The organism is Marinovum sp. E3 (assembly GCF_055755275.1).
On sequence record NZ_CM146908.1, the window covers coordinates 246,007 to 258,853 of the forward strand.

General features: G+C 67.3%; 13 protein-coding genes. 7 read left to right on the forward strand and 6 right to left on the reverse strand.

Annotation, left to right across the window (positions count from 1 at the left end):
• Positions 1-3 precede the first annotated feature (3 nt).
• Together AC0J5K_RS01155 and AC0J5K_RS01160 are read left to right on the forward strand one after the other, a co-directional pair.
• Positions 4-978 carry an ABC transporter ATP-binding protein gene (locus AC0J5K_RS01155; protein ID WP_083416037.1) on the forward strand — a complete coding sequence of 325 codons (975 nt, stop codon included), beginning with the start codon at positions 4-6 and terminating at the stop codon, positions 976-978.
• Positions 975-1,919, forward strand: a complete 945-nt coding sequence (locus AC0J5K_RS01160) for an oligopeptide/dipeptide ABC transporter ATP-binding protein (protein ID WP_274565888.1) — start codon at positions 975-977, stop codon at positions 1,917-1,919. Before AC0J5K_RS01155 ends, AC0J5K_RS01160 begins: the two co-directional genes overlap by 4 nt.
• A 12-nt stretch (positions 1,920-1,931) precedes the next feature.
• Here the strand turns inward: AC0J5K_RS01160 and hmuQ are convergent, their stop codons facing one another.
• The 6 genes from hmuQ to AC0J5K_RS01190 all read right to left on the reverse strand — a co-directional run bounded on the left by hmuQ (position 1,932) and on the right by AC0J5K_RS01190 (position 6,910).
• Positions 1,932-2,255 carry a heme-degrading protein HmuQ gene (gene hmuQ, locus AC0J5K_RS01165; protein ID WP_274565886.1) on the reverse strand — a complete coding sequence of 108 codons (324 nt, stop codon included), beginning with the start codon at positions 2,253-2,255 and terminating at the stop codon, positions 1,932-1,934.
• 27 nt (positions 2,256-2,282) lie between these two features.
• Positions 2,283-3,040 (reverse strand): IS5 family transposase gene (locus AC0J5K_RS01170; RefSeq protein ID WP_420398465.1). Its coding sequence is split into 2 segments (ribosomal slippage): positions 2,283-2,704 and positions 2,704-3,040, totalling 759 coding nucleotides; the frame shifts between segments, so codons are not numbered across the junction.
• A gap of 68 nt (positions 3,041-3,108) precedes the next feature.
• The gene (locus tag AC0J5K_RS01175; RefSeq protein ID WP_274565885.1) at positions 3,109-3,897 is read right to left on the reverse strand and encodes a heme ABC transporter ATP-binding protein; all 789 of its coding nucleotides are present in this window, start codon (positions 3,895-3,897) and stop codon (positions 3,109-3,111) included.
• A gap of 1 nt (position 3,898) precedes the next feature.
• Complete coding sequence (locus AC0J5K_RS01180; protein ID WP_074836840.1) at positions 3,899-4,972, reverse strand: FecCD family ABC transporter permease; 1,074 nt, start codon at positions 4,970-4,972, stop codon at positions 3,899-3,901.
• 4 nt (positions 4,973-4,976) lie between these two features.
• Positions 4,977-5,861: a heme/hemin ABC transporter substrate-binding protein gene (locus AC0J5K_RS01185; RefSeq protein WP_274565884.1), complete on the reverse strand. Its 885-nt coding sequence runs from the start codon at positions 5,859-5,861 to the stop codon at positions 4,977-4,979.
• A complete protein-coding gene (locus tag AC0J5K_RS01190; protein ID WP_274565883.1) occupies positions 5,858-6,910 on the reverse strand; it encodes a hemin-degrading factor in 1,053 nt (350 codons plus the stop codon). Before AC0J5K_RS01190 ends, AC0J5K_RS01185 begins: the two co-directional genes overlap by 4 nt.
• 216 nt (positions 6,911-7,126) lie before the next feature.
• Here AC0J5K_RS01190 and AC0J5K_RS01195 point away from each other — a divergent pair, with 216 nt between their 5' ends.
• The 5 genes from AC0J5K_RS01195 to AC0J5K_RS01215 all read left to right on the forward strand — a co-directional run bounded on the left by AC0J5K_RS01195 (position 7,127) and on the right by AC0J5K_RS01215 (position 12,840).
• Positions 7,127-9,145 (forward strand): TonB-dependent receptor plug domain-containing protein, encoded by a 2,019-nt coding sequence (locus tag AC0J5K_RS01195; protein WP_338020379.1) that lies wholly within the window; start codon positions 7,127-7,129, stop codon positions 9,143-9,145.
• A 155-nt stretch (positions 9,146-9,300) separates the two neighbouring features.
• Positions 9,301-10,206 carry a siderophore ABC transporter substrate-binding protein gene (locus AC0J5K_RS01200; RefSeq protein WP_274565881.1) on the forward strand — a complete coding sequence of 302 codons (906 nt, stop codon included), beginning with the start codon at positions 9,301-9,303 and terminating at the stop codon, positions 10,204-10,206.
• Positions 10,207-10,269: 63 nt separating this feature from the next.
• Positions 10,270-11,151 carry an iron chelate uptake ABC transporter family permease subunit gene (locus AC0J5K_RS01205; protein WP_244526500.1) on the forward strand — a complete coding sequence of 294 codons (882 nt, stop codon included), beginning with the start codon at positions 10,270-10,272 and terminating at the stop codon, positions 11,149-11,151.
• On the forward strand, positions 11,144-12,088 hold the full coding sequence (locus AC0J5K_RS01210; protein ID WP_274565880.1) for an iron chelate uptake ABC transporter family permease subunit: 945 nt from the start codon (positions 11,144-11,146) through the stop codon (positions 12,086-12,088). Before AC0J5K_RS01205 ends, AC0J5K_RS01210 begins: the two co-directional genes overlap by 8 nt.
• Positions 12,085-12,840 carry an ATP-binding cassette domain-containing protein gene (locus AC0J5K_RS01215; RefSeq protein WP_274565879.1) on the forward strand — a complete coding sequence of 252 codons (756 nt, stop codon included), beginning with the start codon at positions 12,085-12,087 and terminating at the stop codon, positions 12,838-12,840. The genes AC0J5K_RS01210 and AC0J5K_RS01215 overlap by 4 nt, the downstream gene beginning before the upstream one ends.
• Positions 12,841-12,847 lie beyond the last annotated feature (7 nt).

The following is a 12,847-nucleotide window of genomic DNA, read 5'->3' on the forward strand; positions in this document are numbered from 1 at the left end:
GACATGATGCTCGATATCCGCGACCTTCGGGTCTCCCTTCCGACCGAGCGGGGCCTGCTGAACGCCGTGCGCGGCGTCGATCTGCAAATCGCGCGGGGTCAGACGCTCTGTCTTGTCGGGGAATCCGGCTGCGGCAAATCGCTGACCGCCACGTCGATCATGGGGCTTCTGACGCGTCAGGCGCAGATCACCACCGACCGGTTCGAAATGGCCGGGCAGGATCTGACCCGCAAACCGGCCGCCGGGCTGGCCCGGATGCGCGGCCGCGACGTGGCGATGATCTTTCAGGATCCGACCAGCGCGCTGAACCCGACGCTGACCGTCGGGCGGCAGTTGACCGAAGGGGTGATGCGCAGCGAAAAGCTGAGCCGCAGGGCGGCCGAGGCCCGCGCCGTAGAGATGCTCGAGCGGGTGGGCATTTCCAATCCCGCGGCGCGGCTGGCGCAATATCCGCACGGCTTTTCCGGCGGCCAGCGCCAGCGCATCATGATCGCCTCGGCGCTGATGGGCCGCCCGAAACTGCTGATCGCGGATGAGCCGACCACCGCGCTCGACGTCACCATCCAGGCCCAGATCCTTCAGTTACTAGGCGAGTTGCAGGCCGATCTCGGGCTGTCGATCCTGCTGATCACCCATGATCTCGGGGTGGTGGCGGCCATCGCCGATGATGTGGCGGTGATGTATGCCGGGCGGATCGTCGAACGCGCCCCGGCCCGCGATCTCTTTGTCCGTCCGCGCCATCCCTACACCCGCGGTCTGCTGGCCGCGATCCCGGTGCCGGGGGTCACGCCGCGCGGCAGCGCCTTGCCGGCGATCCCGGGGCGGGTTCCCGGGCTGATCGGCACGCTGCGGGGCTGCGCCTTCCGCGACCGCTGCGCCCAGGCGGCGCCGGATTGCGCGGCCGATCCGGTGCCGCGCCACGGGATCGGTGCGGGCCGCTTTGTCGAATGTGTCAACCCCGAGGAGGCCAGCACATGACCGCCCCGATGATCCGCCTGCACAACATCCGCAAGGCCTATCGCCTGCGGCGCGGCATGTTCGCCCCGGTCGAAGAGCTGGTGGCGGTCAACGATCTGTCGCTTGAGGTGGCCGAAGGCGAGACCCTGGGGCTGGTCGGCGAATCCGGCTGCGGCAAGAGCACGGCGGTCAGCATCATGCTGGGCCTGCAATCGCCCGACAGCGGCGCGGTCGAGATCGCCGGGCAGAAGATCGGCGCCATGCCGGTGGCCGAACGCGTCCGTCTGATCCAGCCGGTGTTTCAGAATCCTAACGCCTCGCTTAACCCGGTCAAGCGCATCCAGAGCCTGATCGGCCAGCCGCTGCGACTGCACGGTGGCGGCAACGAAGCGGCCGAGGTGGCGCGGATGTTCGATCTCGTCGGCCTGCCGTCGCGGCTGGCCGATTCCTATCCCTCGGAATTGTCGGGTGGCCAGCGCCAGCGGGTGGCCATCGCCCGCGCGCTGATCCTGAATCCGCGAGTTCTGATCTGTGACGAGCCGACCTCGGCGCTGGATGTCTCGGTCCAGGCGCAGATCATCAACCTCTTGCTGTCGCTCAAGCAGGAGCTGGGCCTGACCATGGTCTTTGTCAGTCACAACCTCGCCGTGGTCGAGCATCTGGCCGACCGGGTGGCCGTCATGTACCTCGGGCAGAAGATCGAAGAGGCCGCCACCGACGCCCTGTTCGACCGGCCACGGCATCCCTATTCGCGGGCCTTGCTGGCGGCGACGTTGCTGCCCGATCCCGCGCTTGGCATGCCCGAGCAGAAGCTTGGCGCCGCGGCGGCGGACCCCTTTGCGGCGCAGCGGGGCTGCCTCTTCGCGCCGCGCTGTCCCGAGGTGCAGAGCAGCTGCGCCGGCACGCCACAGCACCTGCGGCAGCTGGCCGAAAGCGCGGTGCGCTGCGACCAGGCGGTCTGACGGCCGCTGGGGTCAGGCGGCATCCGCCGCGATGCGCTGGATTGCCCGGAAGCCTTCGAAGCGGGGATGGCCGTCGTGCAGCGTGGGGCCGGTGCCGGCGCGGGCATGGGCCACGCGGAACTGCGGGCTGCGGGTCCAGGCGGTGAAATGCGCCTCGGACTGCCAGAGCGTATGCGAGGCATAGAGAATCCTGCCCGCCTCTTCGGGGCCTTTCAGCATGTGGAATTCGACGAAACCCTCCATCTCATGCAGCCTGCTGTCGCGGCTCAGCCAGAGCTCTTCGAAATCGGCGGCGTTTTCCAGCGGCACGGTAAAGCGGTTCATGGCAAGGAACATCTGTGGTCTCCTGTTTAGGGTCAGGATTCATAACCAATAGATGACAATAGCTGCGAGGGCTATGGCAGAGAGGAATACCTTTGGACAGCGGTCATAGCGGGTCGCGACGCGCCTCCAGTCCTTGAGCCTTCCGAACATGATCTCGATGCGGTTGCGCCGCTTGTATCGGCGCTTGTCGTATTTGACCGGGGTCTTGCGTTGCTTTCGACCTGGGATGCAGGCGCGTATCCCTTTGTCTTTCAACGCTTCCCGGAACCAGTCGGCATCGTAGCCGCGATCCCCGAGCAGCCAATTGACTTTTGGAAGGCCGCTGAGCAATGCCCGCGCGCCGATGTAATCGCTGACCTGACCGGCGGTGACGAACAGGTCGAGCGGGCGCCCCTGACTGTCGCAGATGGCGTGCAGTTTGGTGTTCATGCCGCCCTTGGTGCGACCGATCAGGCGACCACGCCCCCTTTTTTCACGCCCAGGCTGGACGCCGTGCGATGTGCCTTCAGGTAGGTCGCATCGATCATCACTGTATTCTTCTCGCCGTGCAGGGCGGCCAGACCCGCCATCATCCGCGCGAAGATGCCTTTCTCGCTCCAACGCTTCCATCGGCTGTAGAGCGTCTTGTGCGGGCCGTAGGCGGCAGGAGCGTCACGCCAGCGCAAGCCATTACGATTGATAAAGATTATGCCGCTCAACACACGCTTGTCGTCAACGCGCGGCTTTCCGTGCGATTTCGGAAAGAAGGGCTTCAGACGCGCCATCTGCGCGTCGGTCAGCCAGAAAAGATCGCTCATGTCACAGCTCCGTTTTAAGAGCCGTGAATCACGCGGTGCGGCCGAAATCAATGCATCCTGAGCCTAAGTCATTCGGCGGCAAGCGTCGCGAGGTGCGGCAGGACAAAGGGCGTGCCCGGCGGGGGAATCTGCCCGACATTCAGGGCACAGCCATAGGCGCGGTTCAGGATGTCGCTGGTCATGACGTCGCCGGGCGTGCCCTGGGCATGACAGGCGCCGGCGGCCAGCAGGATCACCTTGTCGGCGCAGATGGCGGTCAGATTGAGGTCATGCATGACGGCAACCACGCCGCCGCCGGCGCTGGCAAAGTCGCGGGCGATGCGCATGACCTGAAGTTGATGGGCGATGTCGAGGGAGGACACCGGTTCATCGAGAAACAGCCAGCGCGGCACCCCGTCCGCCACCGGCTCCCAGACCTGGGCGAGCACGCGGGCGAGTTGCACCCGCTGCTGTTCGCCGCCCGAAAGCTCCTGGTAGCTCCGGTCGGCATAGGCGCCGAGATCGACCCGGCCCAGCGCCGCCCGAATGCGTTCTGATTGCGCGCCCGAGGTGCCGCGATGCAGACCGATCTGCACCACTTCGGCCACGGTGAAGGGAAAGGCCAGGGTGCTGGCCTGCGGCAACACCCCCCTGAGGGCGGCGAGCTCTCGCGGGGAGAGCCGGGCGATGTCCTGCCCGCCGAGAGCGATGCGCCCGGCAAACGGCAGATCGCCGGTGATCGCCCGCAGGCAGGTGGTCTTGCCCGAGCCGTTCGGGCCGACGATGCAGGTGATCTGGCCAGGGCGGGCGGTCAGGGTCAGCCCGTCGAGGATGGTTTTGCCTCCGAGGGAGACGCGGAGATTTTGCACGTCGAGCATGTCAGAGGTCCACCACGCCGCGTTGCCGCAGCAGGATCCAGAGGAAGACCGGCGCGCCGAGCACGGCAGTGACGATACCGATCGGCAATTCGGCCGGCGTGATGATCACTCGCGCGATCATGTCGGCGCCGACCAGCAGCGCCGCGCCCAGCAGCGCCGAGTTCAGCAGCAGCGCCCGGTGGTCCGGTCCGGTGGCCAGCCGCAGCAGATGCGGCACCACGATGCCGACAAAGCCGATCCCGCCAGAGATGGCGACGGCGGCGCCGCTGGCGGCGGCGACGCAGAGGATGGCGGCGTTCTTCATCCGCTGCACCGGAATGCCGATGTGATGCGCCGTGGCCTCGCCAAGCGCCAGGCCGTTCAACCCGCGCCCCAGGCAGAGCGCCCCGGCGATGGCGGTCAGGATGATCGGCGCAGCGGCTGTCAGCTTGGCCCAGTTGGCGCCGGCGAGCGAGCCCATGTTCCAGAAGGTGAGGTCGCGCAGCTGCTGGTCGTCGGCCTTGTAGATCAGCACGCCGGCCAGCGCCCCGGCCAGGGCGGTCAGGGCGATCCCGGCGAGCAACATGGTGGCGACCGAGGTGCGCCCGGCGCGGGTCGAGACGCGGTAGAGCAGGATCGTGGTGGCCCAGCTTGCGACAAAGGCGGCGCAGGGCACCAGATAGGCGCCGGTCAGCGCGCGCAGCGCTGCGGGCAGCAGGCCGCCCAGAACGATCGCCAGAATCGCGCCCAGCATGCCGCCGGCGGTGACGCCGACAATGCCGGGATCGGCCAGCGGATTGCGGAACAGCCCCTGCATGACGGCGCCGGAAGTGGCCAGCGCCGCTCCCACCAGAAGCCCCATCGCCAGCCGTGGCAGGCGAATGTCCAAGAGCACGACGGATTCGGTGCGGCTCAGCGCATCGCCGCGCAGGCCCTTGGCCAGCACATCGCCCAGCGAGAGGCCGGTCGCCCCCACGGTCAGGCTTGCCAGTGAGACCAGAACCACCAGCAGGGCCAGCAGCAGATGCAGTCGCCGCGCCCGGTCCAGTCGGCGGGGCGGGCGGGTGCCGGGCAGAACGTCGGACAGCGCCACCATTGTGTCAGCCTCCGTAGAGCAGGGTGTTGAGCTCGGTCACCGCCTCGGCCGTGCGCGGGCCGAAGCCGAGCAGTTTCAGCCCGTCGATCTTGATCAGAGTCCGGGTGTCGGCGGCAGGGGTGATCGCCAGCGCCGGCAGCGAGAACAGCACATCGGCGGTGGTGCCATGATCGCCGCCGCGTTCCATCATCAGGATCACGTCGGGCGCGGCCACCGCCGCGGCCTCGTCGGTAAGTTGCTTGTAGCCGTCAAACCCTTCGGCGGCATTCACGCCGCCGGCCAGTCGGATCACCGCATCGGCGCCGGTTTCGGCGCCGCCAACCGTCAGCTTGCCTCCTGCGGCGCTGAGCACGAAGAGCACCCTCTTGCGCGGGTCAGGATTTGCGTCGGCCCGGGCCTTGGCGGCCGCCAGCGCCGTGGTGACCTCCTGCGCCAGTGTCTCGGCCTTGCCGGGCACCCCGAGCGCGTCGCCTATGGTGTGGATCTTGGCGGCGATGGCGGCGCCATCGAATCCGCCGGTAACCTCGACAAAATCGATGTCGGCGGCGCGCAACACATCGAGGGTCTCGGGCGGGCCGGCGCCCTCGGCCGAGAGGATCAGCGACGGCCCGACCGACAGCACGGCTTCCGGCGACAGGGCGCGCATATAGCCCACGTCGGGCAGGGCGCGCGCCGCTTCGGGCCAGGTCGAGGTGCTGTCGCGTGCCAGCAACCGGTGGCCCTGGTCCAGCGCATAGACGATTTCGGTCATGTCGCCGCCGATCGCCAGCACCCCGGCCGGCGGCAGGGGCTCGGCGGCCGGCTGATCTGCGCTGGCCGACCCGGACGCGAAGACACCGGAGGCCGCCACCCAGAGCGCCATCACGGCGCCAAAGCTCTGCCGTTTCATTCTGCCGCCTCCGTGGCCCGCGTTTCCAGCCCGGCGACGATCTCGCGCCACTGCGGGCGGCTGTCATTGGTCTCTTTCGACACCGGGAACGCCTGAAAGATCACTGTGCCCTCGGCATCGAAGGCCTCGACCGACAGTGCCGTGCCGCGCCGGGTGGGTTTCTCGACCGCATAGACCTCGGCGATGTGATCGCGGCGCAGGTGCATGTCGAAGCCGGGATCGAGGATGTTCAGCCAGGGGCCGGTTTCCTGAAGCCGTTTGACCGGGCCACTGTGAATCTGGATGCATCCGCGATTTCCGACAAAGAACATGAAGTCGATGCCACTGTCGCGCAGTCCTGTGAACATCTCGTCCACCGCGCCGGGGGGCAGGGGCCGCACAAAGGGGTTGCCCGGCATGCGATAGGCGCCAAGCCGGTTCATCTTGAGCTTGGCGCAGAGCCGCAGGAACTGATGCGTGTCGGTCAGCCGGGCCCATTCCTCGAACAGGATCTCGCGTTTCTCGGGCCGGGTCTTCGGCGCTTCGGCCGGTTTGCGGGCGGCCACCTCCAGCGCGTCGGATTGCGCCTCCAGCGCCAGCGCGGCCTTGATCCTCTCCCAGGCCGCCAGATCGGATGCCGGGCGCAGATGGATCTTGTGCACCGCCTCGCCGGCCGCGTCGAACACCTGCAACGACCGCCGTGTCCCGCCCGCCGTCTGTTTCTCGACCGCAAAGGCGCTCACCCACCAGGCGGGAAAGATCCGCAGGTCGATCTCTTCGGCCAGCACCATCGCCGCATGTTCGCCAGACCGGTAGTTGCTGTAACAGCCCACCTTTTCATGCACGCAAGAGGCATTGCGCGTCAGCGCCATAACCTCGCCCAAGGCCTCGGCGGCGGGGATCAGCCGGTCGGGGTGGGCGGCGATCCTGGTGGCGCCGTGGCCGACCCGAGCGGCAACAAGCTGGGCCTCGGCAATGCCCAGCCTCTCGGCCAGATCCCGTTCTCGCATCTTGGAATTTTCGGCAATGGCCGCGCGGATTTCGGCCGCGCCCGGCGTCTCTTGAGCCATCAGGTCCCTCACTTCGTGTCGACAAGGTTGCAACGCGTGGCTGGGCGCTCGGGAGAGATCGCTGGCGGGCATCTTTTTCTTGACTGTTTTAGTAGGTTAACTTAACTGCCGCAACCATGTTTTGCGCCGCCGCCCCGTGGCCGCTGCGCCCGCCAGCTCCCACGCCAGCGCCTCATCCCGAAAACACCTCACTACATAAAGGGGACAGTCATGTTCATGACTCCGCTTCGCAGCTCGACCGCGCTGGTCACACTGCTTTCTCTGGCCGCGCCCGTCGCGGCGCAGGCCCAGGACACCCCCGGCGCCGGGTTCCTCGGAACGCTGTTTCTGACCTTCGGCAAACGCGACATCGCCGTCGGCTCGGCGGTGGCGCAGACCGTCGTCGATCAGGACGAGATCGAGGACCGACAGGCAGGCACCATCGCGCAACTGATCGATTCCGTACCCGGCGTGACCCTGGTCAACGGCAACACGCCGCAGGGCTCGGGCATCAACATCCGCGGCTTCGGCGCCAACAACACCTATGGCACCGATCAGAAGGTGGCGATCCAGATCGACGGCACTTCGGTCGGTTCGGAAGAGCTGTATCGCATCGGCACCCAGCTCTTTACCGATCCGCTGCTCTATCGCGAGGCCACCGTCCTGCGCGGCACCATCGGCAGTTTCGCCTATGGCTCCGGCATCGTCGGCGGCGTGGTCAAGCTGGACACCAAGAACGCCTCGGATTTCACCGGCGGCGAACATGGGCTCGCGGTCGGGCAGACGGCGGAATACAGTTCCAACGGTGAAGGTGTCAGCAGCTCGACCACGCTGGCTTGGCAGCCGAACGATCAGGCCGAATTCCTGCTCAACTTCTCCTATCGCAGCTATGACGACTATCTCGACGGTGATGGCGACGTGGTTGGCAATACCGCCTTCACCACCCCGTCCGGGCTGGCCAAGGCCCGGTTCACCTTTGGCGAGATGGGCGATCAGAGCCTGACCTTTTCGGTCTCGCGCACCGTGGCGGATGACAAGGACGTGCCGTATGATCAGTTTGCCACCACCGGCGGCAGTTTCGGCAATGTCGACCGGCTGACCGATACCACCCAGGCCAGCGTGGAATATGGCTACAATCCGCTGGGCAATGACCTCGTCGATTTCACCGCCAACCTGTCTTATGCCGATCAGAAGATCGAATATGACTATGTGCCGGGGTCTTCGCCACTGGAAGGCACGCCGAGCTTCCCTTTCCTTGTGGGCACGGTGAATGCCGATCAGCGGTATGAGACGACCAAGCTGAAACTGGCCAATACCGCGCGGTTCGGCACCGGCGGGATCGGCCACAGCCTGGAAACCGGCGTCGAGGTGCAGGAACGCCGGCGCAAGGACAATGAGGCCGCAAGCGCACCGGGCGGCACCGATGACCGTCTGGCGGTCTTTGCGATCGACGAGATGCGTCTCGGCCGATTTACCGTCACTCCGGCGCTGCGGTTCGAGAGCGCGCGGGTCACCCCCGCCAATGACAGTTTCGACAGCTACGAGAATGATGCGCTCATGGGCGGTCTGGCGCTGGCCTATGAATTCGACAACGGCTTTGCTGTCTTTGGCAGCGCGGCCTATACCGAAGGCCTGCCGATCATCGACGATCTTGGCGACACCGCGGCCGCCATCGACAAGATGACCACCAGCGAAAAGTCAGAGACCTACGAGCTTGGTGCCTCTTTCGGCGGCGCCGATGTCTTTGCCGCGGGTGATACGCTGGCGATGCGGGGCAATCTCTACCGGACCGAGCTCTGGGACATCACCAGCTACGCCTCGCTCGAGCGGGTCAATGTCCAGGGCTTCGAGCTCGAGGCCTCGTACGGGCTGCAAAACGGGCTGTATGTCGATCTCAATGCGCATGTCGGCCATGGCGAAGAGACCGACACCGCCGGTGATACCGAGCGCTGGCGCATCCAGGCCGCCGACACCGTCAACCTGACGGTGGGCAAGCGTTGGAATGACCGCCTGGATCTGAGCTGGGAAGTGGTGCATGGCACCGACCGCCGCGATTCCACCGTCGAGGCGCTGCCCGATGCCACGGTGCACAACCTGCGTGCCACTTTCCGGCCAGAGCAGGGGGTGTTCCAGGAGACCGAGTTTCGGGTCGGGCTGGAGAATGCCTTCGATCTCGACTACGTCGGCCATCTTTCGTCGCCCGAGCGAAAGGCCCCGGGCCGAACCTTCAAGTTCGGCGTGACCAAGGTGTTCTGACACCGCTCGGGCCCGGCGCCCTGCCGCATTTTCCTGATTGTTTCAGTCGGATTTCGGGTTGCAGCCGCGCCGCGCAATCCGTTAACACCGCTGCACACCCGCGAAGCCAAGCCGACCCGCCAGCCACGCGATTGCACCCAGAACAGGAGCGATCCATGCGCATGACCCTTTTCGGCGGCCTCATCGGTGCCGCGCTTGCCGTGCCGGCGCTGGCCGGCGATGTTACTGTCGAGACCGCCACCGGCCCGGCCCCCGTGCCCAGCCACCCCGAAACCATCGCCGTTTTCGACATTGCCGCCGTCGACACGCTTGTCGCGCTGGGCCAGGAGATCGACGGCCTGCCCGACAAGGTCTTTCTCGACCATCTCAAGCCCGCCGCCGAGAGCGCCGAGGTGGTCGGCACCTTGTTCGAACCGGATTACGAAGCGCTGGCGGTGATGCAGCCTGACCTGATCGTCGCCGGCGGCCGCTCCTCCGCGCAGGTCGAAAACCTGGCGCAGATCGCGCCGACCATCGACATGACGATTTGGGGCGACGACCTGCTCGAACAGGTCGGTGCCCGGATCGCCGCCTATGGCACGATATTCGGCGTCGAAGACCGCGCCGCCAGGCTGACCGAGACGCTCGAAGCCCGGCTGCAAGAGGCCCGCGCAGCGGTGGACGGCAAGGGATCGGCGCTGATTCTGCTGACCAACGGCGGCAAGATCTCGGCTTATGGCGCCGGCGGCCGCTTTGGTTGGCTGCACAGCGCGCTCGACCTGCCGGAAGCGGCCGAGAACGTCGAGGCCGAAACTCATGGCGAAGCGGTCTCGTTCGAATTCGTCGCCGACATCGACCCCGAATGGATTCTGGTGATCGACCGGGGCGCCGCGATCGGCGCCGAAGGCGAAGCGGCGGCGGCCACGCTCGACAATCCGCTGATTGCCCGCACCAGGGCGGCGCAGGACGGCCAAATCGTCCATCTCGACGCCGCCTCGCTTTACATCGCCTCGGGCGGTGCCGGTGCGGTGATGCAGGTGCTGGACGAAGTCATTGCGGCCTTCGGCCGCGCGGACAGCTGATCCTTGCGCCGGATTTGGCCTCTGGCATGGGCCGTGCTGGCCGGGTTGAGCCTGCTCAGCCTGATGATCGGCGCGGCCTCGCTGTCCGACGGGGACGGGGGCTGGCTGTTGATGGTCAGCCGCATTCCGCGCACGGCGGCGGCGCTTCTGGCCGGCGCCGGGCTGGCTCTGGCCGGCGTGGTGGTGCAGCAGGTGGTGCAGAACCGCCTGGTGGAACCGGCGCTGACCGGCACGCCGGAGGCGGCGATGCTGGGGCTGCTGGCGGTGACGCTGATCGCCCCGGGCATGGCAGTGGCCGGCAAGATGCTGATCGCTGCCGGGGCCGCGTTGGCCGGCATGGCCGGGTTCATCGCCCTGGCCGAACGGGTGCCGCGGGCCGATCCGATGATGCTGCCCATCGTCGGCATGATCTATGGCGGCATCCTGGGGGCCATTGTGGTCTGGGCGGCCTGGATGACCGACCTGATGCAATACCTCGGCACCTGGCAACTGGGCGAATTCTCGGGCGTGATGATCGGGCGCTATGAATGGCTCTGGGCGGTGGCGCTGCTGGCGGGGCTGCTGTACGCGGTGGCCGACCGGATCACCATCCTGGGGCTGGGCGAGGCACAGGCGCGCTCTCTGGGGCTGAATTACACCCAGACCCGGGGGCTGGGGCTGGTGATCGTCTCGACCCTGACGGCGCTGGTGCTGGTGACGGTCGGCGCCTTTCCCTTTGTCGGGCTGGTGGCGCCGAACCTGGTGTCGCGCTGGCGCGGCGACAACCTGCGCACCAACCTGCCGCTGATCGCGCTGGGCGGCGGCGGGCTCGTTCTGGCGGCGGATGTCATCGGCCGGGTGATCCGCTATCCCTTCGAAATCCCCGCCGCCACGGTCTTTGGCGTCTTTGGCGCCGGGGTATTCCTTTGGCTGCTCTACGCCGCCCCGAGGCGCGCCCATGGCTGAGCGACATCTGCCGCTGCTCGCTTTGGCGCTCTGCGCGCTTAGCGCGGCCTTCCTGGGGTGGCATCTGCGCGCGCCTTTCGGGTTCATCCTGGAATTGCGCGCCACCAAGCTGGCGGCGCTGATCTGTGTCGGCGCGGCCACTGGTGCCGCAACGGTCCTGTTTCAGACCGTGGCGATGAACCGTCTGCTGACGCCGGGGATTGTCGGCTTCGATGCGCTTTTCGTGCTGCTTCAGACGCTTCTGGTGGTCGCCCTCGGCGGCGTCGGCGCGGCGCAGATCCCGGGGGCCTGGCGATTTGTCCTCGAGGCGGTGTTCCTGATGGCCGCGGCGGCGGCGCTCTTTGGCCTGCTGTTGCGCCGGGATGCCTCGGATGTGACGCGGATGATCCTGACCGGCGTGGTGCTCGGCGTGCTGCTGCGCGGGCTGGCCTCGATGGTGCAACGGATGATGGACCCGTCGGAATTCTCGGTGGTGCAACAGGCGATGTTCGCCAGCTTCGGCCGGGTCGACGGCGGACAGCTGGCCGCCGCCACCGGGCTGCTGGCGGCGGCTCTGCTGGCGGCGTTGCGACTGGCGCCGGCGCTGGATGTGGCCGGGCTGGGGCGCGCCGCGGCACGCGCGCTCGGGCTCGACCATGACCGGGTGGTGCTGGTTTCGCTGATGTTGGTGGCGGCGATGATCTCGGTCTCGACCGCGCTGGTCGGGCCGATCACCTTTCTCGGGTTGCTGGCCGCCAGCCTCGCCCGGCACCTGACCGACAGCCATCGCCACGCCGTGCTGATCCCGGCGGCGGCGCTGATCGGGGCGCTGATCCTGGTGACCGGGCAATTCCTCTTCGAACGGCTCATGGGCAGCCAGTCGGCGCTGGCGGTGGTGGTCGAATTTTTTGGCGGGCTGCTGTTTCTCGGGCTCGTGCTGCGCAGGGGGCGCCAATGATCGAGGTTGACGGGCTGAATTATGAGGTGGCTGGCACCGCCATCCTGCACCAGGTTGGCCTGGCGCTGGAACCCGGCGGCATCACCGCGCTGATCGGGCCGAACGGGGCGGGAAAATCCTCGCTGCTGCATTGCATGGCGGGGCTGAACCGGCCCGTGGCAGGGCGGGTGCGGATCGACGGGCTCGACCCGTTCACCGCCCCGGGAGAAGAGCGGGCGCGGGCGGTGGCGCTGTTGCAGCAATCGCCGGTGGTGGTCAGCCGGTTGAAGGTGCGCGATCTGGTGGCCTTTGGCCGCTGGCCGCATCACCGCGGCCGCTCCGGCGCGCGCGATGCCGCGCTGGTCGAGGCGGCGCTGGCGGCGTTTTCCTTGCAGGGTCTCGCCGAACGCCCCTTGGAAACTCTCTCCGGCGGCCAGCGCCAGCGCGCCTTCATCGCCATGACCTATGCCCAGGACACGCCCTGGATGCTGCTTGACGAGCCGCTGAATGCGCTCGACCCGCGCCATGCCCGCGACCTGATGGCGCGGCTCCACGGGCTGACGCGCGCCAGCGGGCGCAGCATCGTGATCGTGCTCCATGACATCAACGCCGCCGCCGGGTGGGCCGACCGGATTGTCGCGATGAAGGACGGCCGGGTGGTGGCGCATGACGCAAGCGCCGCGCTGCTCACCTCGCAGACGCTGGCGGATGTGTTCGACACGCCCTTCGAGGTGCTGTCGCACAGGGGGCGCGCGGTGGTTGTGGCGCGTTAGGCCGCCC

Bases quoted from the DNA above. Each gene is read 5' to 3' on its own strand.
- AC0J5K_RS01215 (WP_274565879.1), top strand. From the start codon at position 12,085: ATGATCGAGGTTGACGGGCTGAATTATGAGGTGGCTGGCACCGCCATC.
- AC0J5K_RS01210 (WP_274565880.1), top strand. From the start codon at position 11,144: ATGGCTGAGCGACATCTGCCGCTGCTCGCTTTGGCGCTCTGCGCGCTT.
- AC0J5K_RS01195 (WP_338020379.1), top strand. From the start codon at position 7,127: ATGACTCCGCTTCGCAGCTCGACCGCGCTGGTCACACTGCTTTCTCTG.
- AC0J5K_RS01175 (WP_274565885.1), bottom strand. From the start codon at position 3,897: ATGCTCGACGTGCAAAATCTCCGCGTCTCCCTCGGAGGCAAAACCATC.
- AC0J5K_RS01200 (WP_274565881.1), top strand. From the start codon at position 9,301: ATGCGCATGACCCTTTTCGGCGGCCTCATCGGTGCCGCGCTTGCCGTG.
- AC0J5K_RS01155 (WP_083416037.1), top strand. From the start codon at position 4: ATGATGCTCGATATCCGCGACCTTCGGGTCTCCCTTCCGACCGAGCGG.
- AC0J5K_RS01190 (WP_274565883.1), bottom strand. From the start codon at position 6,910: ATGGCTCAAGAGACGCCGGGCGCGGCCGAAATCCGCGCGGCCATTGCC.
- AC0J5K_RS01180 (WP_074836840.1), bottom strand. From the start codon at position 4,972: ATGGTGGCGCTGTCCGACGTTCTGCCCGGCACCCGCCCGCCCCGCCGA.
- AC0J5K_RS01160 (WP_274565888.1), top strand. From the start codon at position 975: ATGACCGCCCCGATGATCCGCCTGCACAACATCCGCAAGGCCTATCGC.
- hmuQ (WP_274565886.1), bottom strand. From the start codon at position 2,255: ATGTTCCTTGCCATGAACCGCTTTACCGTGCCGCTGGAAAACGCCGCC.
- AC0J5K_RS01185 (WP_274565884.1), bottom strand. From the start codon at position 5,861: ATGAAACGGCAGAGCTTTGGCGCCGTGATGGCGCTCTGGGTGGCGGCC.
- AC0J5K_RS01205 (WP_244526500.1), top strand. From the start codon at position 10,270: ATGATCGGCGCGGCCTCGCTGTCCGACGGGGACGGGGGCTGGCTGTTG.